Genomic DNA, 25,560 nt, shown 5'->3' on the forward strand with positions numbered 1-25,560 from the left:
TCTTATCTGGGTAAAACCAATTCGACTGTCATGCCCATTTCTCTTTGAGTATCGAGTACCAATCTTCCTTTCAAGAGTGCTGCTATATTTTTCATATTCTTTAAACCGTTACCTTCATATAAGCCTTCCTGAGTTTTGATAAATCCCTCTCCATTGTCCTCAACTTTGAGAACAATCTGTTTGGGAAATAATTTAAGTATAATCTTAACTACGGTAGCATTTCCATGACGAATTGCATTATTAACCGCTTCACACGAAATACGATATATAGCAATTTTCTGAGTCAAAGACATATAGTCTGAATTAGCATCGATATCCATTTCAATTTTCGTATTACATAACGTCTCCGCTTCTTTCATATATAACTTCATCGTTCCTATGAAAGTATGGCGACTATCTTTAAATCTTCTCCCATATATGCTCTCTCTAAGTTCTGTCATTACAAGTTCAATTGAACGTTTCAACATAACAATGTATTCTTTCAATTCATTGTCCCCTTTACTGCTTACCTTATTCTCCATCACCTTAAGGCTACACACAACCCCAAACAGCTTTTGAATTACCGTATCGTGGATTTCGTTTGCAATACGATTTTGTTCTTCCATTGCAATGAAACGTTCCAGTTGGGTATGGACATCAAGGTTTGTAAAAATAATATCAATCAGATTCCAATAAAATTCTTCCTTCTCCTGTTTTATATCTTCAGCATGCCTGATAAACAGACCTCTCAATGAAATATCGTCTCCTATAAATCTCGCTTTGTAGTGACTTCCCTCTACATAGAGATAAAATTCACAATCTACACAATTTTTAATAAAAGTCAGTTTTTCAGCCTTAATTTTTTTCAATAATTCTTCAACAACTTCTTCTTCAAGACCTATATGCTCTATCTCATGAGGGTAAAACAAATCATCAAGCTTTACCAACATGCAACCGCTTGGTGCAATTGCTCGTTTCAATAGCTGTAGCAGTTCCCTTATAATATTTTCAGGGTTTGTCATAGCAAAGAGATTAAACGTTTCATAAACTTCCGTGAGCTTCAAAAATGCAGACTCACTCTTTTCTTTTTCTCCTTTCAGCTTTTCATTCAAAGCAAGCAACTCTGCTTTTTGTTCGTTGATTTGCCTGATGTAGAAACGAAAAACATAAAAACCGCCTATTACAACAATGATACCGAGTGCAATATTGAGTTCCTGATAGGTGATTTTTCCTTCACCGGTTCCTGCAACCACGGTAAAAAAGCACCATGCCGAAGCCAAAATCGTCACTCCGATGTGTTCTTCCAACGTAATCATAAGCAGAACACAGTTCATCTGATACCATAGATACGGACTGGAGAAGCCTCCACTTACCATTGTAAAAATCCCGTAAGCAAACACTTCCAATGCAAACATAATCCGAAGCCAAGGTTCTCTGGTTCCTATCTTTTTATAAATCCAAGAACTCAGGATACATGATGCAAGCATTCCTATTACAACAAACTTATAACCGGTCTTATCTTCGTAAAAAACTGACATAGCGACATAAACCACTGTCGAAAAAAACAACGTCACTATTCTATAAATAATACATATATTTATATACTCGGGCCAATCCTTCTTCGCCATAGACAACACCTCTTTTTCTTGAATAAACTCTCCCAACATTTCCCTTTTTACCAAGTTTTTTCAAATTCCTAATAAAGTTCCTCAACCAAACCTTCCACAGAGACAAAAAAGCGATGTCATCCAAACGATATAAACTTATTTTGATATCTTACAACACAGTAAAAAGTAAGTTATCTCCAATATACAAGAATTCTCAAAATAGCCGAATTTTTCTGAATTAACTGTTCGCACAAAGTCACTGTGGTTCAAACAACTCCTATCTATAACCATTGTGCATCACTCCTTTCGTATGTAATGACAAAATCACAAGTATTGCACATTACAGTCTGAATATTCTAATTTTTATATTGGAAATACAAACCCAACCTCCCCCACTTTTATTTTAATAAAATAAGATTAGTTTGTATATTCCTCAAAAGTGGTACTCCTTCTACCTATTAGAGAGTATATGCCGCTAAAACTATCGGTATTAGAAGATTATACTTTATTATCCTATTACATAATCTTTTCAATATTTATGATTTTTATATAAAAAAACACACCCATACTCCAAAATCCATCAAAATGTCAATTACCACAATAACATAAGGGGGAATACAAGTGTTTTAATTAATTATATCATAAAATTCTGAAAACGAAAATATAAAAATAATAAATATATAAAATCTTCCGATATTTTTAAAAATATGTGAAAAAAACAGAAAATCATACTAATCACTGATTAAATTTATAGTAAAAATTTGCATTTTTAATTCTTTTATCTTTTATTCTCTATTTCATCTATCTCTACACTTTAAAATAGTGTTTGTACTATTCTCCGTTTAAAATGCTTGGTATGGAGAATATACAATTGCTGAAAAATAATTGGGAGAATCATATAGTTCAAAGCATTCAATCTGTCAGTTCTAATAGCTAATAGTATTGATAGTATCATATATACCATTAGCTCGCCCAACTGTTCAAAAAATACAAAAAAACCTTAGATTCAAAAGATAATCTTCTGTATCTAAGGCTTTTGCTTGACTTATTTTTTAACTTTCAACTTTTAGTTTGCTAATGATTTGTTTGGCAAATTATCTCAAAATGATTGTTCTTATTTTTCAAGATATGCTTCTCTATAGTTTACAGGTCCTGTAATAGATTTTGGTGCATTTTTAACTGTTGATCTCATCAAAATAGCATTTGTATAGTAGTAGATTGGCATTACAGGCAATTCTTCCATCAAAATAGCTTGAGCTTCTAACATTGCATCATCTCTTTCTTTTCCAAGAGTAGATTTTGCTTTTAAAATCAACTCATCATATTTAGGGTTAGAGAATTTAGCATCATTGTTTCCGGAAGCTGTAATCCACATATCCAAGAATGTCATTGGATCTACATAGTCTCCAATCCATCCGTGACGAGCTACTGTATAGTTTCCTTCATTTCTTGATGTTTGGAATACTTTCCACTCTTCGTTACGAAGTTCTACATTAATTCCAAGGTTTTGTTTCCACATAGCTTGAATTGCTTCTGCAATTGCTTTATGTCCTTCATTTGTGTTATAAAGAAGTTCGATTGTCGGGAAACCTTGTCCGTCAGGATATCCTGCTTCTGCCATCAATTGTTTTGCTTCTTCCACTTTAGAATCATCTATCGGCATATTGTAATCTCCGGCTGTTTCTTGGAAATCTGTTGTTCCGTCAGACATTGAAACTCCTTTCGGAACGAATCCTGTTGCAGGAACTTGACCTGCTTTTGTTACTTGTTCTACAATGTCTGTTCTGTTAATTGCAAGAGATAGTGCTTTTCTAACTTTTGGATTGTTAACAGGTTCTTGGTTCATATTGAATATATAGAAGTATGTTCCCAAGTAAGGAAGAATTTTGAAGTTTTCATCATTTGCTTCTTCTAACACTGCAATTTTTTCTGCAGGAACAGAATCCATATAGTCGATTTCTCCTGATTCAAATGCAGATACTGCTGTAGAAGCTTCTACGATAAATACATAGTCGATTCCGTCTAATTTTACTTTGTCTGCATCGTAGTAGTTTTCATTTTTTACAAGTTTCAATACATCGTCATGTTTCCATTCTTGTACTTTAAATGGTCCGTTTCCGATATAAGTATCCATATTCAATGCCCATCCTTCAGGATCAGCAGATACAACATCTTCTCTTACCGGCATATATGTTGGAAATGCTGTCAATTGTAAGAAGTATGGAGTAACACTTTCTAATGTAACTTCCAATGTTTTGTCATCAATTGCTTTTACACCTAATTCATCAACAGGTTTTTCGCCGTTGTTGATTGCTTCTCCGTTTTTAAGGTAATACATTTGATAAGCATATTCTGCAGCTGTTGCAGGATCTACCGCTCTCTTCCATGCATATACGAAATCGGAAGCTTTTACCGGTTGTCCGTCAGACCATTTAGCATCTCTTAAATGGAATGTATATGTCAAGTTGTCTTCGCTGATATCCCAAGATTCTGCAATTCCCGGAATTCCTTGATCTTTTTCGTCCAAACGACAAAGACCTTCAAATACACTGTTGATTACTTGGTGACCGTCTACAGCTGTGTTCAATGCAGGGTCAATTGATTTCGGTTCAGAGTTTAAGTTGTGTGTAACTACTCCGCCACCGGCTGCTCCTGTGTCTCCGCCGTCTGTGTTTCCACCACATCCGGCAAATAAGGAAATTCCCATTGCAGCTACTAATGTAAGTGCTAATAATCTCTTCTTCATTTCTTTCCCTCCTAAATTATCATTAAAATTTGAAAGTTAAAATAATATATATTGGTAATGAGTTACCTATATATGACTGTTTTATTTGTCATTGTATAAATGACATGCACAATAATGCCCTTCGGATAATTCTCTTGTGACAGGTTCTTCTGCTGCACAAATATCCATTGCATATTGACATCTTGTTCTGAAACGACATCCTGAAGGCGGATTGATCGGACTTGGCACATCCCCTTCCAATAAGATTCTTTGGTTCTTCTTGGCAACTTCAGGATCCGGAATCGGAATAGCGGATAACAGTGCCTGTGTATACGGATGCTTCGGATTACTGTACAATTCATCCGCATCTGTCAACTCTACAATTTTTCCAAGGTACATTACTCCAATCCTATCGGAGATATGTTTTACCATGGAAAGGTCGTGTGCAATAAACAAATAGGTCAATCCTCTTTCTCTCTGAAGATCTTCCAACATGTTGATAACTTGTGCTTGAATCGAAACATCCAGAGCGGAAATCGGTTCATCACAAATGATAAATTCAGGCTCTACCGCTAATGCACGTGCAATTCCGATACGCTGTCTTTGCCCTCCTGAAAATTCATGAGGATAACGAGCGGCATGATCCGGATTCAAACCTACTGCATCCAACAAATCTTCTACGATTTTTTTTCTGCTTTCCGGTGTACCGATATTATGGATGTCCAACGGCTCTCTGATAATATCTCCAACTGTCATTCTTGAGTTCAACGATGCATAAGGATCTTGGAAAATCATTTGAATCGCTTTGCGATACTTCTTCATTTCAGATGAATTTAACTTTGTAATATCTTCTCCCTTAAAGATAATACTTCCATCTGTCGGTTCGTAAAGGCGAATAATGGTTCTTCCTGTTGTGGATTTTCCACATCCGGATTCTCCAACCAATCCCAATGTTTCTCCTTTATGGATTTTGAAAGAAACGTCGTCTACTGCTTGTACATATTTTTTATCTTTTTTCAAAAATCCTTTTGATACATCAAAATATTTTTTTAAGTTTTTTATCTCTAACAAAACTTCCGCATTTTCATTATACATGTGCTACCCCCTTTTGAAATCCCGTAACTGTCGGTGCCTCTTTGTGAAGCAACCAACAAGCTGACTTATGTGTTTCTGATACCTGAACAAAAGGTGGTAATTTCTTCATACACACTTTCATTGCATATTCACAACGAGGTGCAAACGGACAACCTGCCGGCGGTTTCAACAAGTCCGGAGGTGTTCCGTCAATCGGAATCAAGCGTTGCTTATCTTCTTTATCTACTAATTTCGGGATAGAACGAAGTAGTCCTAAAGTATACGGATGTTGCGGAGAATAGAAGATTTCATTTGTGGTTCCTTCTTCCATGACCAATCCGCCGTACATAACAATGATTCTGGAACATACATCGGCAACTACCCCCAAATCATGAGTAATCAAAATAATAGATGTTTCTAAATGCGTTTTCAAGTCCTTCATCAACTCTAAGATTTGTGCTTGAATCGTAACATCCAGTGCTGTTGTCGGTTCGTCGGCAATCAATAGAGAAGGTTCACAAGAAAGTGCCATCGCTATCATTGCTCTCTGTCTCATTCCGCCGGAAAATTCATGCGGATATTGTTTCAATCTGCTTTCCGGAGACGGAATTCCTACCAGTCGAAGCATTTCTACCGCTTTTTTGTCCAACGCTTCCCCACTCAACTTTTGGTGAGTACGAATTGCTTCTTTTATTTGATTTCCGATTGTGAACACAGGATTCAGTGATGTCATCGGATCTTGAAATATCATAGAAATCTCATTCCCACGAATTTTTTGCATCTCTTTTTCTGTTTTATTCTCTAAATGCTCTCCTTTGAAAATCATTTCTCCGCCAACTACTTTTCCCGGATATACCAACAATTTCATAAGGGACAACGAAGTTACTGATTTTCCGGAACCTGATTCCCCTACAATTCCGACCGCTTCTCCCTTATCCAAATGAAAGCTGATTCCCCGAATAGCTTTTACCTCTCCGACATGTGTAAAAAAGGAGGTATATAAGTCTTTTACTTCTAACAATTTGTTTCCCATTTTTTATTTTTCCTCCCCCTACTTACGCATTTTTGGATCCAACGCATCTCTCAAACCATCCCCTAAAAAGTTAAAGGATAGAATAATTAAACAAAGTGCCAATGCCGGAAAAAACAGCAAATGCGGATGAATAGCAAATTTATCCAACACATCATTACACAAGCTTCCCAAAGATGCTCTCGGAGCAGAGATTCCCAAACCGATAAAAGAAAGGAACGCTTCGGTAAAAATAGCGCTTGGAATAGACATTGTAAGGTTTACGATAATCGGACCTAACGCATTTGGAATTAAATGTTTGAACAAAATTCTGCTTCCTGATGCTCCCAGTACTCTCTCAGCCATAACATACTCTTGTTCTTTCAAGGAAAAGATTTGACCTCTTACGATACGAGCCATTCCAATCCAATACACTGTTCCGATTGCAACTAAGATATTTTGCATTCCTCTGTTTTCAGGCATCCAAACCATCAACAAGATTACATACAGTGTCAACGGAATGGTGCTCAAAACATCGACGATTCTCATCATGATGTTATCTGCCCTTCCACCTAAATATCCCGCAACACCGCCATAGGCAACTCCTATGGTAAAGTTGATAATAGAAGCTACAATCCCAACTATCAGTGATACTTTTGTCCCGTAAATAACACGGATAAACAAATCCCGTCCGTGTGCATCTGTCCCGAAAATATGTTGCATTGACGGTGATTGATTCGTATTAGATAAATCCTGTACATCGTATGTGTATGGATATACATACGGCAACACAAAAACCATGATTGCTAAGAACATCAAAAAGAACATGGAAATAACAGCCAACTTATTTTCTTTTAATCTTCTCCATACATCCTGCCAATATGTCAAGGAAGGACGTACAATTTTTTCTGCGTCTTTTTCTTCTTGTGTTACCAAGACAAAATCTTCTGTCTGCAACACAATCTCATTCATTGATTCCATTAAACTTCCACCCCTGCCTATTTGTTAATTTTAATTCTCGGATCAATCAGTCCGTAGATTAAGTCTACAATGAAAATAAATAGTACCAGAATCAAAGAGTAAAAAATGGTAACTCCCATAATAACGGTATAATCACGGTTACTGATACTTTCTACGAACATACGACCCATTCCCGGTACGGCAAAAATCTTCTCAATAATGAAAGAACCTGTCAAAATTGCTGCTGTCAACGGTCCCAAATAGGTTACAACCGGAATCAGTGCGTTTTTTAACGCATGCTTAAACACAACAACCGTTTCTGACAACCCCTTCGCTCTTGCTGTACGAATATAGTCTTGGTTGATTACTTCCAACATGGAAGATCTTGTCAAACGTGCAACATAAGCGATGGAACTTACTCCCAACGCAATGGTCGGCATGATTCTACTCTTCCAACTCACCCAACGGGAAGTAGGTAACCATTTTAATTTGGTTCCAAAAACATAGATGAGTAATGTGGCTAATACGAAACTCGGTATCGTAACTCCTACAATGGCGAAAAAAATCATCGTTCTATCTACCCATGTTCCCTGTTTCAGTGCTGCAACTACTCCCAACGGAATTCCAAGTATTACAATAAGCAGTATCGCTAATCCCCCTAATTCTGCAGATACCGGAAATCCGTCACCAATCAAGTCGTTTACTGTACGACCGTTGTATTTCATCGATGGTCCAAAGTCCCCTTTTGCTACTCCGGACACATAATCAACATATTGCTGACTTAACGGCTTATCCAGATTATACTTTTCCATTAGTGCTTTTTCAATTGCAGGTGGTAGTTTTTTTTCACCTGTAAACGGATTGCCCGGTATGGAATGCATCATCACAAATGTTAATGTAATAACAAAAAACAACGTGATAATCATTGAGACAATCCTTCTTACAACATAGCCTCCCATAACATTTTCTCCCTCTTTCCTTTGAATGAATCAGAATTTCTATAATGAATCTTAAAGTTGAAATATTGTTCTTTTTACTCAATATTTATTTTTTTCGAAATTCAATATTTTTTTAGACAATTCCGATAATAACGAAAGATAGCAATCATTTTTACAGAATCTCAAGATTGCTATCTCAATTTTCTATATATTACCACAGGTTGCAAAAAAAATCTATCCTTTTCCCATTGAAAAACCAAATATTTCATATTTTTCAATAATTTTTTATTTAATTCGCAATATTTCGTTATTCTTAAAAATTATAAAATATCTCTGTTTTATACTGTTTTTTATAAATTCTGTTTCTTCTTCTGTTTTATACGATATGAATAAAAAAATATTTTATTGATTCAAATATGGTTAAATTATGACTTTTATACAAAAAAATAATATCGTATTTTTTATATGATTCTGTCAATTCGCTATAATATATTTTTTTGTTTTTCAGTGATGGATTTTCTTTCTTTTTACAAAGAGATTGTTAATTGCTAATTTCAGTTTTTTATTCTCAATCAAAAAGAAGATTTCCTAAGTCAATTTAAGAAATCTTCTTTATCAGACTTTTTTATTCTTCCGTTATTATGACATCTTTCATAATTTCATCAAGATCGGTAATCACGTCATGAATATTGTCTGCTGATTCTCCAATTAGAATATCCTCTCTGTCCGACAAAAATTCTTCTTTTATTTGTTCATCCAGTTCATATTCCTTTTCAGTTTGGAATTCATCAATATTTGCATTGTCTAATGTAGGCTCTCCCCCTACCAACGATTTGTATCTCTTCATACCTGTTCCCGCAGGAATCAATTTTCCGATGATTACATTTTCTTTCAATCCTATCAATCGGTCTTTCTTTCCTAAAATAGCGGCTTCTGTCAAGACTCTTGTTGTTTCTTGGAAGGATGCGGCAGATAAGAAAGAATCGGTTGCCAAAGATGCTTTGGTAATTCCCAGCAAGTTTCGTTTGAATGTTGCAGGAGTTTTTCCTTCTTCTTCCAATGCTTCTGTTTCTCTCATTACTTCTGCATAGTCTACCAATGCTCCCGGTAAGAATTTGGAATCTCCCGACTCTTCAATCTTTACTTTTGACAACATTTGACGGACGATAATTTCAATGTGTTTATCATTGATATCAACCCCTTGAAGACGGTACACTCTCTGCACTTCTTTTACGATATAGTTTTCTACTCCTGTTACACCGTTGACTTCCAAAATATCGTTCGGATTGACGGATCCTTGAATCAAAGCTTGTCCGGCTTCAATTTGTTGTCCTTCTTTTACACGAAGAATGGATCCATATGGAATGGTATAGCGTTTCTCTTCATGCTCTCCTTGAACAACAACCTCTTTTTTCTTGTTTGTTTCTTCAAAATGAACGGTTCCCGCAATTTCTGTAATCATTGCAAGTCCTTTTGGTTTTCTTGCTTCAAACAACTCTTCTACCCGCGGAAGACCTTGTGTGATATCTCCTCCGGCAACCCCTCCTGTATGGAAGGTACGCATGGTAAGCTGTGTTCCCGGTTCTCCGATGGATTGTGCTGCAATGATACCGACAGACTCTCCTACTCCAACCATTTTACCGTTGGCAAGGTTTCGACCGTAACATTTTGCACAAACTCCGTATTTTGATTTGCATTGCAATACAGAGCGAAGTTTTACTTTTTCAATGCCTGCATCTATAATTGCTGTTGCAATTTTTTCGGTAATCATATCTTCTTTAGAAACAAGTAAGTCGCCTGTTTTTGGAGAGTAGATATCATCACATGGATAACGACCTACGATACGATCATATAATTTTTCGATGACTTCATTTCCGTCTGTGAACGCTGATACTTCGATTCCATCTTCTGTTCCACAATCAATTTCACGGATAATAACATCTTGTGAAACATCTACGAGACGTCTTGTCAAATATCCTGAATCGGCTGTACGAAGTGCAGTGTCGGCAAGACCTTTCCGTGCACCGTGTGAAGAAGTAAAGTACTCCAATACGGTCAATCCTTCACGGAAGTTCGCTTTTACAGGAATTTCTACTGTTTTACCGGTTGCATTCGCCATCAAACCACGCATTCCGGCAACCTGACGAATTTGGTTCTTGGAACCGCGGGCTCCGGATTGTGCCATGATGTTGATGTTGTTAAGCGGACTCAAATGTCCCATCAACGCATCGGTCACTTGATCTGTTGTCTTTGACCATGTTTCGATAACGCGTTCATAACGCTCGTCATCACTCATCAAACCTCGTTTGTAATCGCGTTCATAGCGTTGTACTTTACTTTCCGCTTCTTGAAGCAATTCTTTTTTCTCAGGCGGAATTTCCATATCGGCAATGGATACGGTAATTGCACTCTTGGTGGAATATTTGAATCCGAGACTCTTAACATTGTCCAACATAATAGCGGTAATTGTATTACCGTGTTTTCTGAAGCAACGATCAATCACGTTTCCAAGTTGTTTTTTATCTACTAAAAAGTCTACTTCCAGTGAGTAAGGATCTTTTTCTCTATCTACATATCCCAAGTTTTGAGGAATATTTTCATTGAATATAAATCGACCTACTGTAGATTCTACTAATTGACCTTTATCTGATTCATCTTTCTTGATACGAACTTTGACACGTGCATGCAGGCTAACTGCTTTGTTTTCGTATGCAAGCATCATTTCTTCCATATCTTTGAAGATGGAGCCTTCTCCTTTTTGATTCTTTTCTTCTATGGTCAAGTAATAAGAACCAAGCACCATATCTTGTGTCGGTGTTGTAATCGGAGAACCGTCTTTCGGTGCCAAAATATTGTTGACAGAAAGCATCAGCATACGGCCTTCCGACTGTGCCTCTACAGATAACGGAACATGGACTGCCATTTGGTCTCCGTCAAAATCTGCATTGTATGCAGTACAAACCAACGGGTGCAATTTGATTGCCTTTCCTTCTACCAAAACAGGTTCAAATGCCTGAATCCCAAGTCTGTGCAATGTCGGTGCACGGTTCAACATAACAGGATGTCCTTTGATAACATCTTGCAGAATATCCCAAACTTCAGGTTTTACTTTTTCTACCAATCGTTTTGCATTTTTGATATTAAGTGCATATCCTCTTTCTACCAATTGGTTCATAACAAACGGTTTGAAGAGCTCCAATGCCATTTTTTTTGGAAGTCCGCATTGATAGAACTTCAATTCAGGACCTACTACGATTACAGAACGACCAGAATAGTCTACACGTTTTCCAAGTAGATTTTGACGGAAACGTCCTTGTTTCCCTTTCAACATATCGGATAGTGATTTTAACGGACGGTTTCCCGGACCTGTTACCGGTTTTCCTTTTCTACCATTGTCTATCAAAGCGTCGACTGATTCTTGTAACATTCTTTTTTCATTACGAACGATAATGTCAGGTGCTCCCAAGTCCAACAATCTTTTTAAACGATTGTTACGGTTGATGACACGGCGATATAAATCGTTCAAATCTGATGTTGCAAAACGTCCTCCATCCAGTTGAACCATCGGTCTTAATTCCGGTGGAATCACCGGTACAACATCTAACACCATCCATGTCGGATCATTTCCGGATTTCAAAAATGCTTCTACGATTTCCAAACGACGCACCATTTTTATCTTCTTTTGACCTGTTGCATCTTCTAACCGAAGTTTCAAATCTTCCGAGAGTTGCTCCAAATCTATTTTTTTCAAAAGCTCTTTAACGGCCTCGGCTCCCATCATCGCAACAAAAGCATTTTCGCCGTATTCTTCCAGAGCCTCGCGATATTCATTTTCCCCAAGTAAGGTTCCTTCAATTAAGTTTGTTTCTCCTGCATCTACTACAACATAGTTTGCAAAGTAAAGGATTTTTTCCAAGGCACGAGGAGACATATCCAACAAAATCCCCATTCTGGAAGGTATCCCTTTGAAATACCAGACGTGAGAAACCGGTGTTGCAAGTTCAATATGTCCCATACGCTCTCTACGAACATTGGAACGAGTTACTTCTACTCCGCAACGGTCACATATAATTCCTTTGTGTCTTGCACGATCTTTTTTATATTTTCCGCAATGACATTCCCAATCCTTTGTAGGACCGAAAATTCGTTCACAGAACAAACCGTCTTTTTCCGGTTTTAGTGTTCTGTAGTTAATGGTTTCAGGCTTTTTTACTTCCCCTTTTGACCATTCTCTGATTTTGTCCGGGGATGCCAAACCGATTTGTATTGACTCAAAATTATCTAATTCAAACAAGGAGCCATTCTCCTTTCCTTATATCATAGAATTTTACGGTTACCGGTTTATATCAATTTTCTTTTTTGTCTAAAAATCCAGACTGTCATCTAAATCAATATCTTCTACTAATATACTATCATCTTCTTCCGAAAATTCATCCTCTCCCTCAAAATCTAACTCAAACTGATTTGTCAGTTCGGAATCTTCTTCTGATAAATCTTCAATAAGCATATCGTCTCTTTCTTCATCTACATAGTGGAAATGATCTTCGATTGTCATCTCGTCTTGAGATTCTGCAACTTTAATTTCTTCATCAAACTCGGATAATAACTTAATATCCAAACATAAAGATTGTAGTTCTTTAATCAAAACTTTGAAGGATTCCGGAATTCCGGGCTCCGGTACGTTCTTTCCTTTGATGATTGCCTCATAGGTTTGCACACGACCAACCACATCATCCGACTTCACTGTCAAAATTTCTTGTAGGGTATGTGCCGCACCATAGGCTTCCAATGCCCAAACTTCCATTTCTCCAAAACGTTGTCCGCCGAATTGCGCTTTCCCTCCCAGCGGTTGTTGTGTAACAAGGGAGTACGGTCCTGTGGAACGTGCATGGATTTTGTCATCAACCAAGTGGTGAAGTTTCATCATATACATATATCCCACGGTAACTCTTCCATCAAAGAATTCCCCTGTTCTACCGTCTTGTAGTTGAATTTTTCCGTCTTGCGGATATCCGGCTTGTTTCAAAGCTTCAAATACATCCTGTTCGTTTGCGCCGTCAAATACCGGTGTCGCCACATTCCATCCCAATTTTTTTGCTGCTAATCCCATATGAACTTCCAAAACTTGTCCGATATTCATACGAGATGGTACCCCAAGCGGATTCAACACAATTTCAAGCGGTGTTCCGTCAGGTAAGAACGGCATATCTTCTTCCGGTAAAATTCTTGAAATAACACCTTTGTTCCCATGGCGTCCCGCCATTTTATCTCCAACGTTGATTTTACGTTTTTGTGCAATATAACAACGAACCAACTCGTTTACTCCTGCTGCCAGCTCATCTCCGTTTTCTCTACGGAAAATTTTGACATCCACGATAATTCCGGATTCTCCGTGAGGCACCTTCAAAGAGGTGTCTCTTACTTCTCTTGCTTTTTCTCCAAAGATTGCACGAAGTAGTCTTTCTTCCGGTGTGATTTCAGTTTCTCCTTTCGGTGTTACTTTTCCAACCAGAATATCTCCGGATTCTACTTCAGCTCCAATGCGGATGATTCCGTTTTCATCAAGGTCTTTGATTGCATCTTCACCCACATTTGGAATATCTCTTGTAATTTCTTCGGGTCCAAGTTTGGTATCTCTTGCCTCTGCTTCATATTCTTCAATATGAATACTGGACAGTCTGTCTTCTTTCACCAAACGTTCATTAATCAAAATCGCATCTTCGTAATTGTAACCTTCCCATGTCATAAACGCTACAAGACAGTTTCTTCCAAGTGCGATCTCTCCAAGGTCGGTAGACGGACCGTCTGCAATGGCATCTCCTTTTTTAACAACATCGCCTTTATTTACAATCACTGTTTGGTTAATGCAGGTTCCTTGGTTGGAACGTTTGAATTTCAGTAGTGAGTAATTATCTACTTCACCATCTTCACGACGAATCACAACCTGTCTTGCCGAAACTTTTTCTACTACCCCGTCATTTTTTGCTACGACTACGGCTCCGGAATCTACTGCTGCACGATACTCGATTGCAGTTCCTACAACCGGTGCTTCTCTTCGTAACAACGGTACTGCTTGACGCTGCATGTTGGATCCCATCAAGGCACGGTTGGCGTCATCGTTTTCTAAAAACGGAATCATAGCCGTTGCTACAGAAACAACTTGTTTTGGAGAAACGTCCATGAAATCTACATTTTTCGGTTCAACAAGCAACAAGTTCCCTTGTGTGGTACGACAAGCAACACGATCATTGACAAAACATTGATTTTCATCCAGCGGTTCGTTTGCTTGTGCACGAATATATAAGTCTTCTTCATCTGCTGTCAGATAACGAATTTCATCTGTTACTCTTTGGTTTTCTTTATCTACCACTCGATATGGTGATTCGATAAATCCATATTCATTGATTTTTGCAAATACAGACAGGGAGTTAATCAAACCGATGTTCGGTCCTTCCGGCGTTTCAATCGGACACATTCTTCCATAGTGAGAATAGTGAACGTCACGCACCTCAAATCCTGCTCTCTCTCTTGACAAACCACCCGGCCCCAATGCGGAAAGTCTTCTCTTATGTGTCAACTCTGCCAACGGATTGTTTTGATCCATGAATTGAGATAGCTGAGAAGAACCGAAGAATTCTTTAATTGCCGCTGTAACAGGTCTGATGTTGATAAGACTGTTCGGTGTCAATTCCATGGTATCTTGCACGGTCATTCTTTCACGAATCACACGCTCCATTCTGGATAAACCGATACGGAATTGATTTTGCAACAACTCACCTACAGAACGAACACGACGATTTCCCAAGTGGTCGATATCATCTACATTTCCTAATCCGTAGAACAGGTTGAATTGGTAACTGATGGATGCAACAATGTCTTCAATCACGATATGTTTCGGTACCAACTCACGCTTTCTGCGTTTGATTAAGTCTTTTAATTCTTCATCATTTGTCGCTTCGTCCAAAATTTCTTTCAATATGTTGTATCTTACTTTTTGTTTGATTTTTAAATCGGAAATATCAATATCAATAAAGTTATGGATATCTACAAATCGGTTACCGATTACTTTTACTGATTTGGTATCATCTATTTGAACATATACATACTCACAACCACAGTCGTCAATCAAATGTGCATTTTGATAGGTAACTTTTGTTCCCGTTTCCATCACCAATTCACCGGTATATGGATTTACCACATCTTCTGCCAATACTCTGCCGATTGCACGAGCTGAAATTGCTAATTTCTTATTAAATTTGTAACGTCCCACTTTTGCCAAATCGTATCTTTTGCTATCAAAAAACATCATGTGCAACAAAGATTCCGCACTCTCTAATGTAGGCGGTTCACCCGGACGCATCTTTTTATAGATTTCAATAATCCCTTCTTCTCTCGAGTTGGTATTATCTTTTGCCAAAGTCGCTTGGATTCTTTCATCATCACCGAGTAACTGTATAATCTGTTCATCTGTTCCATATCCAAACGCACGCAACAACATGGTAATCGGTTGTTTACGATCTCTGTCGATACGAACGGAAACTACATCATTAGAATCTGTCTCGTACTCCAACCATGCCCCGCGATTCGGAATGACTGTCGATGAAATTAACTGTTTTCCGGACTTGTCAATTTCTTGCGCATAGTACACTCCCGGAGAACGAACAAGTTGACTTACAATAACACGTTCCGCTCCGTTGATGATGAATGTTCCTTTTTCTGTCATTAATGGAAAATCTCCTAAGAATACAGGGTCTCCCGTTTCATTTTTGACAATACGCGAACCGTCTTCGTCCGGCACTGTCAACCTTACTTGCACTTTAAGAGGAGCTGCATAGTTTACATCTCTTTCTTTACTTTCTTCTACATCATATTTTGAGTCGTTTTCCAATTTATAATCGACAAATTCCAACTTGATATTTCCGGTATAATCTTCAATCGGAAATACTTCTTCAAAAACTTCTCTCAAACCCTCGTTTACGAACCAGTTGTAAGAGTCTAATTGAAGCTCTATCAGATTTGGAAGTTCTGCTACTTCGTCGATTTGAGAAAAACTCATTCTGGTCTTTCTCCCAATTTTCACAGGATGTGGATGTGGCATTCAGTCTTCACCTCTTCACTTATTTAGAATGTAGAAATGGGCAAAAATACCCATTCTTAATTCTATTGCATTATAGTATTCTATCACAATGTGTTTTTTTTTACAATGTTTATCAAACATATATTTGAAATTTTTTATTGTTTCAATGTTTCGTATATTTCAATGTTTTAGGACTTTTGTGTTGAATCAAATTCTTGCGTTATTCTTCCAACTTTTCACTTGCTGCATCATCTTCTCTCCACTGTTCAATCAAATCTTTTTCTTTTTGACTCAACTCTGCTTTTTCAAGCAAATCCGGTCTTACCTCACAGGTCTTTTTCAACGATTGTTCTCTTCTCCATTGCTCAATCTTCTGATGATTTCCGGACAATAAGACTTCCGGCACTTCCTCTCCCAAAAATTCTCTCGGTCTCGTATATTGAGGGTGTTCCAACAACGAATCATAAAAACTTTCTTTTTCATAGGAGTCTTTGCTGGACAACACTCCATCTATCATCCTCGAAACAGTATCAATCAACACCATTGCCGGCAGTTCTCCACCGGTCAGAATATAATCTCCTATCGAAATTTCTTCCGCTTTCAAAAAATCAATCGCGCGTTCGTCGATTCCTTCATAGTGTCCACATAGTAAAATCAAATGATCCCACTGTAACATCTTCTGTGCCTTCTTCTGATGAAATGTCTTTCCTCTTGGAGACAGATAGATTGTATGATAGGTTTCTCCGTCAGGAATATCGGATACAATCGCTTGATAACAATCATAGATAGGCTGAACGGACATCACCATTCCCTCTCCTCCGCCAAAAGGGTAATCATCCACTTTTTTGTGCTTATCCAAAGAATAGTCACGAATATTATAGCAAATGACTTCTATTGATTGCTTTTCCTGTGCTCTCTTTAAGATGCTTTCTCCCGTATAAGAAGTAATCATTTCGGGAAACAATGTCATTACATGAAATTTCATTCTTCTATCATTCCTTTGATTGGTCGAATTCTCATTTTTTGATGTTCCATATCTATTTTTGGAACAAACTGTTTCAAAAACGGTATCATTGCTTTTTGTCCGGATTCCAATGTTATTACAAAAACATCATTAGCGGTATATTGCAAGAAATCTGTTACGACACCGATTTTGGTATCATCTTCCAAATATACTTCTAATCCGATTAAGGTATCAATCATATATTCGTCTTCTTCAAGCTCTCTCATATTGTCACCATCAACATAAAGTTCTTTTCTCAGCAAATATTCTATTGATTCAATTGTATTCTTATCTTTGAATTTCAAAAAAATCATGCCTTTTTGTTCTCTTGTTGACTGTACTTCCAATTTTTCTTCCGTTCCGCCTACAATGAGGTAGGTTGCATCTTCAAATCTTGATAAATCATCTGTATGAGGATATACCTTGACTTCTCCCTTTAATCCATGTGGTTTGACAATGGTTCCGATACGGTATTGTTTCATATGTTATTCCTTTCAAACAATTTATTCCTATACTTTGCAAGTCCTTACATGCTTTTTATTCTATGTGAAAAACAGGTCTATTTTCGTCTATCATACTGTTCTATCTTTTTCACATGAGGATTCTCATACGAATCTATGAACCCCCTATGAGCATCCCATTTCCATACGCAATACTTATATCCTGTCTTTTGAAAAGAGCAGGATGTGATTTGTATCATCTATTTTTTGGTATCAATTTTTCTTTCACATCATTGGTTCTATGGTTCTCTTGTTATCTGTTCTTTCATGAAGTATCCGAACGCGACGTTATCGCTTTGAATAAATACAAAAAAATCAGAAGTTTTTCTTCTGACTTTTTTAGTTTCGTTAGTCGATAATTTCTACAATTACTTTTTTGTTTTCTTTGATTGCTACAGCTCTGACTACAGTGCGAATTGCTTTTGCAATTCTGCCTTGTTTTCCGATTACTTTTCCCATATCTTCCGGAGCAACTCGCAATTCAACAATGATGGATTGTTGTCCGTAAGTTTCGGAAACTTCCACTTGTTCCGGATGATCAACCAAAGATTTTGCAATAAATGCTACTAATTCTCCCATATTTGTCCCTCCAACGAGCGGGTAATGGTTCTTTTATCGAACAAATAACCATTTACTATTTTGCCTTGTTTTCTGCTTTTGCAGCTTCAAATTTTTCTAAAATACCGTTCTTTCTGAACAATGATTTTACTGTTTCGCTGGTTTGTGCTCCCACCAACATCCATTTCAAAGCTTTTTCTTCATTTACTTGAACAACTTTCGGTTCAGAGATTGGATTGTAGTATCCGATTTCTTCGATGAAACGTCCGTTTCTCGGTGCTCTTGAATCAGCAACAACTATTCTATAGAAAGGTTTTTTGTGTGCACCCATTCTTCTCAATCTGATTTTTACCATGTTATATTCACCTCCTGTATCCTGAAATATCTATGTGAATAATGATACCATTATTACACTCTTGCTAAAACGGAAGATTGAATCCTTTCGGGAAATTCATCATTCCTCTTTTGCCTTTCTTGTTTTTGGACATCGACCCCATTTTTTTCATCATCTTTTTCATTTCTCCGAATTGCTTAATCAGTTTGTTGACTTCGGCAATGCTGGTTCCCGAACCGGAAGCAATTCTTTTCCTACGGGATGCGTTGATGATATCGGGATTTCTTCTTTCTTTCAATGTCATGGAACGAATAATTGCTTCTATATGAACAAGTGCATTATCATCAATATCCATGTCCTTCATGTTTTTCGGCATGCCGGGTATCATCTCTATGATGTTCTTCAAAGGTCCTAATTTTTTAATCTGTTGCATCTGCATCAAAAAATCATCGAAATCCAATTCTTGTTTTTTTATTTTTTCTTCTAATTTTTTAGCTTCTTTTTCATCAAAAGAGGATTGTGCTTTTTCAATCAGACTAAGCATATCTCCCATTCCAAGAATTCGAGATGCCATTCTGTCCGGATAAAACGGTTCCAAATCTCCAAGTTTTTCTCCGATTGCAGAAAACTTAATCGGCTTCCCTGTTACAGCTTTGATGGAAAGTGCCGCACCGCCTCGGGTATCGCCATCCAACTTTGTCAGCACAATTCCGTCTACCCCAAGCGCCTCATCAAAACTCTGAGATACATTGACAGCATCTTGCCCTGTCATGGAATCCACTACCAACAAAATCTCGGTCGGACGAACCTGTTCTTTAATCTGTTTCAATTCATCCATCAGTTCTCCATCTATATGCAATCGTCCTGCCGTATCAATCAACACTAAATCGTGTCCCAATACTTTCGCACGCTCCACTCCGTTTTTTGCGATACTTACCGGATTTTTATTTCCTTCTTCTGTGTAGACTGTAATTCCTGCCTGTTCTCCTACCACCTGCAATTGTTTGATTGCCGCAGGTCGATAGACGTCACAAGCAATTGCCATCGGAACTTTACCTTGCTTTTTGAACAAATGTCCGATTTTGGCAACGGTTGTCGTTTTACCTGCACCCTGTAATCCTACCATCATCACAACAGTCGGCGGTTTGGATGTAAACGAAATTCTGCTTTGAACAGACCCCATCAAGTTTGTCATCTCATCATTTACAATTTTGACTACTTGTTGTCCGGGGGTCAAACTTTCCATTACTTCTGCACCGAGGGACCGTTCCTTCACTTTTTTAACAAAGTCTTTTACCACTTTGAAGTTGACATCCGCTTCCAACAGTGCCAGCTTGACTTCACGCATCGCTGTATCAATATCTTTTTCGCTCAGTTTTCCTTTTCCACGCAAATCTTTCAGCGTGCTTTGAAGTTTATCTGCTAATCCTTCAAATATCATTCCAACAGCTCCTTACACTGTGATTTTATCGTTTCAACCAATTTTTTTGTTCGAAGAGATACGGTGTCGTGCTTCAAAAACTCTTCCAATTGATTGATATTTCTCTCAAGTTCTTCTGTTTTACTGAGTTTATCAGATAACCGTAGTTTTGATTCATATTCGAACAGTTGTATTTCTGTCCGTTTGATATTATCATGAACAGCTTGACGAGAGATTCCGAGCAAATCACTAATCTCTGACAAGGAATAATCTTCCTGATAATAATATTCCATCACTTGTCGTTGTTTTTCTGTTAAAAGTTGTTGATACAGAGAGAAAAGCAACTCGATTTCTACAAATTTTTCCAAATCCAATTTCTGTTCCTCCTCTATCGGTGTGATGACCAGATCAAAACTCTTTTCTTATCATACACATAAAAAAACAAACTGTCAAGTAATTTTGCTTGATAGTTTGTTTTTTGTGTAGTTTTTGTTATGATTCTCTTGTAAAGGATGCGATTTCTTCTGCTGTTCTTGCATCAATATACTTGATACTTTCTAAATTTCCAATCAGCTCAAAGGTTACATTTGCATTTTCTTTTAACTTCTTTTTCGAATCATCATCTGCTCCCTCAACCGTTAAGTAGACTGTCAATCCATACGGTTCTTCCTTGGATTCGATAGCAATATGGTCATAACTGTATCCCGGTGGATAACTTTGTTTACTTGTAATTTGAATGACTTTGGTACTATCGCCCACATATTCCGTATGATATTGGGTGAGGGCATCATCTTCCTGCAATTCCGATATTTCCGTACGGTTACAACCTGCAAAATATATCAATGCCATAAGAATCATACTCACACAATAAATTCTTTGTCGTAAATATTTCATTTGTGTAATTCCATGTCCCCCTCCCTTAAAAAATACTATTTGTTTTTCATTGTACTATGTTTACATAGTGTTTTCAAAGGAATCTTTTCTTTTGTAATAGAAAAAAAATATTTTGCACAAAAAAACACCATGTATCATTTATACACGGTGTCCTTGTTTTTTTATTCATGAATAAAAACTCGTTTATTGATTATACCAATTCAATGATTGCCATCGGTGAATTGTCACCTTTTCTCGGCATTGTTTTTAACACTCTTGTATATCCGCCGTTTCTTTCGGCATAACGAGGTGCAATTTCATCAAATAATTTTTTTACTGTTGTTTCATCCAACATATAAGCTAACGCTTGTCTTCTTGCGTGAAGATCTCCTCTTTTTCCAAGTGTAATCATTTTATCAACCATACGTTTTGTTTCTTTTGCACGCATTTCTGTTGTTTGAATACGCTCATGTTTCAAAACTTCGGTTGTCAGATTACGAAGCATCAAATTTCTGTGAGATGTCTTTCGTCCAAGTTTTCTGTATTTCGCCATGATTATCCCTCCTTTTCAGTTATTCTTCTTCCGGTTTCAAGGTGAAGCCAAGGTCATGCAGCTTTCCGACTACTTCTTCCAATGATTTTTTACCAAGGTTTCTTACCTTCATCATATCATCTTCCGTTTTTTTGGTCAGCTCCTCTACGGTATTGATTGATGCTCGTTTCAGACAATTGTAAGATCGTACGGACAAATCTAATTCTTCAATGGTCATTTCCAAGGCTTTTTCTTTCTTGCCTTCTTCTTTTTCAACCATCAATTCAATTTCACTTAGTTTATCACTTAAATTCAAGAATAAATTAAGGTGTTCGATTAAAATTTTGGAACCCAAAGAAACCGCTTCTTGTACCTCAAAGCTTCCGTTTGTCCATATTTCAAATGTAAGTTTTTCTAAATTGGATCTTGCACCGACTCTTGTAGGTTCTATGGTATAGTTTACTTTTTTCACAGGAGTATAGATAGAATCCATCGGAATCACTCCAATCGGCATATCTTCTGTCTTATTGTCCTCAGAAGAAACATACCCTCTGCCTTTACTTACATTAATTTCCATATACAATTTTGTGTCTTTTGAACAAGTCATAATGTGAAGATCCGGATTCAAAACTTCAACATCAGGAGGGCAAATAATATCACCTGCTGTGATAATTCCTTCTCCTTCTTGCTCGATTATCAATGTTCTTTGTCTGCTTTCTTCACTATTCATAACCATTGCTAATTCTTTTAGAGTAAGCATAATTTCCGTAACATCTTCTTTTACTCCCGGGATGGTTGAAAATTCATGCAACACACCTTCGATTTTGATAGAATTTACAGCAACTCCGGGAAGTGATGACAATAACACTCTTCTCAATGAATTCCCTACAGTAATTCCGAATCCTCTTTCTAAAGGTTCAAGTGCAAATTTACCATAATCATTTCTATATTCTAAGACTGTTACGTTTGGTTTTTCTATTTCTATCATTATTTAGAAACCCTCCTTGATTTTCTACAATTTAATTTCTACCGAGGGTAGAGTAATACAACAGCATTACCCTTCTTAAATTTCAATTACACTCTTCTTCTTTTTGGTGGTCTACATCCATTGTGTGGAATTGGTGTTACATCCTTAATCATAGTAACTTCAAGTCCGGATGCTTGTAATGCACGAATTGCCGCTTCTCTTCCTGAACCCGGTCCTTTTACAAACACTTCAACAGAACGAAGTCCGTGTTCCATAGCTGCTTTTGCAGCAGTTTCTGCAGCCATTTGTGCAGCAAACGGTGTAGATTTTCTTGAGCCTTTAAATCCTAATTGTCCGGCACTTGCCCATGAAATTACATTTCCATGAACATCACTTAATGTTACGATAGAATTGTTGAAAGAAGATTGGATATGAGCATGTCCTTTTTCAATGTTCTTTCTTTCTCTTCTACGAACTCTCGCATTTTTCTTTTTAGCTACTTTCGCCATTGTTCATCCTCCTTCCTTCTTACTTTTTCTTTCTTCCTACAGTACGTTTTGACCCTTTACGAGTTCTTGCGTTTGTTTTTGTCTTTTGTCCTCTTACCGGCAATCCTTTCATGTGACGGATTCCTCTATAGCAACGAATATCTCTTAATCGTTTAATGTTTAGTGAAATTTCTCTTCTTAAATCCCCTTCAACAAGATAGTTATCAATTGCTTTACGAAGTGTGTTTACTTCTTCTTCTGTCAAGTCTTTGATTCTTGTATCAGGATTGATTCCGGTGTCTTTCAAGATTTTGTTGGATGTTGGTCTACCAATTCCAAAGATGTAGGTTAATCCAATTTCCACTCTTTTTTCTCTTGGTAAGTCGATACCTGCAATACGAGCCATTCAGCTTGCACCTCCTATAATTTATTCTCTATCTGTCTTCCATATTATTTAACCTTGTTTTTGCTTATGTTTCGGATTTTCACAAATCACCATTACTTTTCCGTTTCTTCTGATGATTTTGCATTTTTCACACATAGGCTTTACAGATGGTCTTACTTTCATTTTCTTCCCTCCTGCTCCTTACTTCTTTCTCCATGTGATACGACCTTTTGTAAGGTCATACGGAGAAAGCTCTACAGTCACTGTATCCCCAGGCAAAATACGAATAAAGTTCATACGAAGTTTACCGGAAATATGTGCCATAATTTCGTGATCATTCTCTAATTTGACTTTAAACATTGTATTAGGAAGAGCATCTATCACTGTTCCCTCTAATTCAATAACGTCTTTTTTTGACATACTGTGCATATCCTCCTTAGTTTCCTAACAGTTTCAATTCTTTTCTAACATAGGCGTTAATTTCTGAATGATTGTTCAAATGTTCTATTTTTTCGATATCAATGGACCGGTTTGTTTTTTGAAGATGTTTGATGTTCTTTTTTTTCAAATGTTCAATCGTTCTTGTCTTTCCATCCATCACCAAGACTTCTCTCTCATTCAATACTCGAACAACAACCATTCGTTCCAATTTATCGTGTCCTGCTTTACTAATTACTACTGTTCCTCTATCCATGGCGCACCCTTTTATAATACTGTCAAAAGTTCCGGCCCATGTTCTGTGATAACCAAAGTATGTTCATAGTGTGCAGAATTTTTGCCATCTAATGTTCTTGTTGTCCATCCATCATCATCAATCACTACTCGATATGTTCCTATATTAATCATAGGTTCTACTGCAATTACAAGTCCCTCTAACAATCGTGGTCCTTTGTGTGGAACTCCGTAGTTAGGTACCGGAGGATCTTCATGCAACTTCGTGCCAACTCCATGTCCTGTAAAATCTCTCACTACAGAAAACCCTTCCGCTTCTGCTGATTTTTGCACATGATGAGAGATATCTGAAAGACGATTTCCAATTACAGCGTGTTCGATTCCGTCATAAAAACTTTGTCTTGTCGCTGCAATCAAATGTTCATCTTCTTTGCTTATCTTCCCAACCGGATGAGTTTTCGCACTATCTCCATGGTATCCTTTGTAGAAAGCTCCGATATCAATACTGATAATGTCTCCTTCTTCCAAAATATCTTTTTTTGATGGGATTCCATGAACAATAATTTCATTTTTGGAAGCGCAGATGCTGCCCGGAAAACCGTTATAGTTTAAGAAAGATGGGATTGCACGATGTTTGATAATGGTTTGATACGCCAATTGATCCAATTCCCATGTGCTTACTCCCGGTTTTACCGCCTCTCTTAAAACAGCATGCGTCTCCGCTACTATTTTCCCGGCTTCTCGAAGTAATTCTATTTCTCTTTTTGATCTGAGAGTTATCATTTACTTGTCACTTCCTAATGCTGCTTTAATATCTTCAAATACTGTATCAATGTTTTGTTCACCATTGATATTTGCAATATTATTTTGCTTTGTGTAGTAATCAATCAACGGTTTTGTTTGATCGGTGTATACTGAGATTCTGTTCTTTACTGTTTCTTCTTTGTCATCATCTCTTTGATAAAGTGCTTGTCCGCATGTGTCGCAGATTCCTTCTTTTTTCGGAGGATTGAATTTAACATGGTATGTTGAACCGTCCCCTTTACAGATTCTTCTGCCCACAGCACGTTCGATTAGAATATCAGGGTTTACTTCAATATTTACTACTGTATCAATCTTTGTTCCCAATTTACTTAATACCTTATCTAATTCTTCTGCTTGAAAGATAGTTCTTGGAAAACCGTCCAACATAAAACCTTTTTTGACATCGTCTTGCATCAAACGATCTGCTACCAATTCCACTACCAATTCATCAGGAACTAACAAACCTTTATCTATATATTCTTTCACTTTTTTTCCAAGCTCTGTATTCTCTTTGATGTTTTTTCGAAAGATGTCTCCGGTAGAAATATGAACAGTTCCATAAGCTTCTACGATTTGTTCCGCCTGTGTTCCTTTTCCGGCTCCCGGAGGCCCTAATAATATAATATTCATATCTTCATCTCCCAATTTTACATTG

General features: G+C 37.3%; 24 protein-coding genes. All 24 read right to left on the reverse strand.

Annotated elements, in window-relative coordinates:
• Positions 1-2: 2 nt before the first annotated feature.
• Positions 3-1,607, reverse strand: coding sequence for a sensor histidine kinase (locus tag HMPREF0389_RS06320; protein WP_041251048.1), 1,605 nt, complete (start codon positions 1,605-1,607; stop codon positions 3-5).
• A 1,093-nt stretch (positions 1,608-2,700) separates the two neighbouring features.
• Entirely contained in the window at positions 2,701-4,332 is a 1,632-nt protein-coding gene (locus HMPREF0389_RS06325) for a peptide ABC transporter substrate-binding protein (RefSeq protein WP_014262797.1), read from the reverse strand.
• An 81-nt stretch (positions 4,333-4,413) separates the two neighbouring features.
• Entirely contained in the window at positions 4,414-5,406 is a 993-nt protein-coding gene (locus tag HMPREF0389_RS06330; RefSeq protein ID WP_014262798.1) for an ABC transporter ATP-binding protein, read from the reverse strand.
• Complete coding sequence (locus HMPREF0389_RS06335) at positions 5,399-6,418, reverse strand: ABC transporter ATP-binding protein (protein WP_014262799.1); 1,020 nt, start codon at positions 6,416-6,418, stop codon at positions 5,399-5,401. Before HMPREF0389_RS06335 ends, HMPREF0389_RS06330 begins: the two co-directional genes overlap by 8 nt.
• A gap of 18 nt (positions 6,419-6,436) precedes the next feature.
• Positions 6,437-7,375, reverse strand: a complete 939-nt coding sequence (locus HMPREF0389_RS06340) for an ABC transporter permease (protein WP_014262800.1) — start codon at positions 7,373-7,375, stop codon at positions 6,437-6,439.
• Positions 7,376-7,392: 17 nt separating this feature from the next.
• Positions 7,393-8,313 (reverse strand): ABC transporter permease, encoded by a 921-nt coding sequence (locus HMPREF0389_RS06345; RefSeq protein ID WP_014262801.1) that lies wholly within the window; start codon positions 8,311-8,313, stop codon positions 7,393-7,395.
• Between the two features lie 604 nt (positions 8,314-8,917).
• The gene (gene rpoC / locus HMPREF0389_RS06350; protein ID WP_014262802.1) at positions 8,918-12,586 is read right to left on the reverse strand and encodes a DNA-directed RNA polymerase subunit beta'; all 3,669 of its coding nucleotides are present in this window, start codon (positions 12,584-12,586) and stop codon (positions 8,918-8,920) included.
• Between the two features lie 69 nt (positions 12,587-12,655).
• A complete protein-coding gene (rpoB, locus tag HMPREF0389_RS06355) occupies positions 12,656-16,390 on the reverse strand; it encodes a DNA-directed RNA polymerase subunit beta (RefSeq protein WP_014262803.1) in 3,735 nt (1,244 codons plus the stop codon).
• 199 nt (positions 16,391-16,589) lie between these two features.
• The gene (gene trmD / locus HMPREF0389_RS06360) at positions 16,590-17,354 is read right to left on the reverse strand and encodes a tRNA (guanosine(37)-N1)-methyltransferase TrmD (RefSeq protein WP_014262804.1); all 765 of its coding nucleotides are present in this window, start codon (positions 17,352-17,354) and stop codon (positions 16,590-16,592) included.
• Entirely contained in the window at positions 17,351-17,854 is a 504-nt protein-coding gene (gene rimM, locus HMPREF0389_RS06365; protein WP_014262805.1) for a ribosome maturation factor RimM, read from the reverse strand. Before rimM ends, trmD begins: the two co-directional genes overlap by 4 nt.
• Positions 17,855-18,220: 366 nt before the next feature.
• Positions 18,221-18,451, reverse strand: coding sequence for a KH domain-containing protein (locus HMPREF0389_RS06370; RefSeq protein ID WP_014262806.1), 231 nt, complete (start codon positions 18,449-18,451; stop codon positions 18,221-18,223).
• Positions 18,452-18,506: 55 nt separating this feature from the next.
• The gene (gene rpsP, locus HMPREF0389_RS06375) at positions 18,507-18,785 is read right to left on the reverse strand and encodes a 30S ribosomal protein S16 (RefSeq protein ID WP_014262807.1); all 279 of its coding nucleotides are present in this window, start codon (positions 18,783-18,785) and stop codon (positions 18,507-18,509) included.
• Between the two features lie 64 nt (positions 18,786-18,849).
• Positions 18,850-20,205 (reverse strand): signal recognition particle protein, encoded by a 1,356-nt coding sequence (gene ffh / locus HMPREF0389_RS06380; protein WP_014262808.1) that lies wholly within the window; start codon positions 20,203-20,205, stop codon positions 18,850-18,852.
• A complete protein-coding gene (ylxM, locus tag HMPREF0389_RS06385; protein WP_014262809.1) occupies positions 20,202-20,558 on the reverse strand; it encodes a YlxM family DNA-binding protein in 357 nt (118 codons plus the stop codon). Before ylxM ends, ffh begins: the two co-directional genes overlap by 4 nt.
• A gap of 118 nt (positions 20,559-20,676) precedes the next feature.
• Positions 20,677-21,078, reverse strand: coding sequence for a DUF4825 domain-containing protein (locus HMPREF0389_RS06390; protein WP_014262810.1), 402 nt, complete (start codon positions 21,076-21,078; stop codon positions 20,677-20,679).
• A gap of 190 nt (positions 21,079-21,268) precedes the next feature.
• Positions 21,269-21,610, reverse strand: coding sequence for a 50S ribosomal protein L17 (gene rplQ, locus HMPREF0389_RS06395; protein WP_014262811.1), 342 nt, complete (start codon positions 21,608-21,610; stop codon positions 21,269-21,271).
• 19 nt (positions 21,611-21,629) lie between these two features.
• The gene (locus HMPREF0389_RS06400; protein WP_014262812.1) at positions 21,630-22,577 is read right to left on the reverse strand and encodes a DNA-directed RNA polymerase subunit alpha; all 948 of its coding nucleotides are present in this window, start codon (positions 22,575-22,577) and stop codon (positions 21,630-21,632) included.
• 86 nt (positions 22,578-22,663) lie between these two features.
• Complete coding sequence (gene rpsK, locus HMPREF0389_RS06405; RefSeq protein ID WP_014262813.1) at positions 22,664-23,065, reverse strand: 30S ribosomal protein S11; 402 nt, start codon at positions 23,063-23,065, stop codon at positions 22,664-22,666.
• A 19-nt stretch (positions 23,066-23,084) separates the two neighbouring features.
• The gene (gene rpsM, locus HMPREF0389_RS06410) at positions 23,085-23,450 is read right to left on the reverse strand and encodes a 30S ribosomal protein S13 (RefSeq protein ID WP_014262814.1); all 366 of its coding nucleotides are present in this window, start codon (positions 23,448-23,450) and stop codon (positions 23,085-23,087) included.
• 48 nt (positions 23,451-23,498) lie between these two features.
• Complete coding sequence (gene rpmJ, locus HMPREF0389_RS06415) at positions 23,499-23,612, reverse strand: 50S ribosomal protein L36 (RefSeq protein ID WP_014262815.1); 114 nt, start codon at positions 23,610-23,612, stop codon at positions 23,499-23,501.
• A gap of 18 nt (positions 23,613-23,630) precedes the next feature.
• Positions 23,631-23,849 (reverse strand): translation initiation factor IF-1, encoded by a 219-nt coding sequence (infA, locus tag HMPREF0389_RS06420; protein WP_014262816.1) that lies wholly within the window; start codon positions 23,847-23,849, stop codon positions 23,631-23,633.
• Between the two features lie 16 nt (positions 23,850-23,865).
• Positions 23,866-24,123: a KOW domain-containing RNA-binding protein gene (locus HMPREF0389_RS06425; protein WP_014262817.1), complete on the reverse strand. Its 258-nt coding sequence runs from the start codon at positions 24,121-24,123 to the stop codon at positions 23,866-23,868.
• Positions 24,124-24,134: 11 nt separating this feature from the next.
• Positions 24,135-24,884 (reverse strand): type I methionyl aminopeptidase, encoded by a 750-nt coding sequence (gene map, locus HMPREF0389_RS06430; RefSeq protein WP_014262818.1) that lies wholly within the window; start codon positions 24,882-24,884, stop codon positions 24,135-24,137.
• Positions 24,885-25,535, reverse strand: a complete 651-nt coding sequence (locus tag HMPREF0389_RS06435; RefSeq protein ID WP_014262819.1) for an adenylate kinase — start codon at positions 25,533-25,535, stop codon at positions 24,885-24,887.
• Positions 25,536-25,560 lie beyond the last annotated feature (25 nt).

The organism is Filifactor alocis ATCC 35896, assembly GCF_000163895.2.
Taxonomy (GTDB): Bacteria; Bacillota; Clostridia; order Peptostreptococcales; family Filifactoraceae; genus Filifactor; species Filifactor alocis.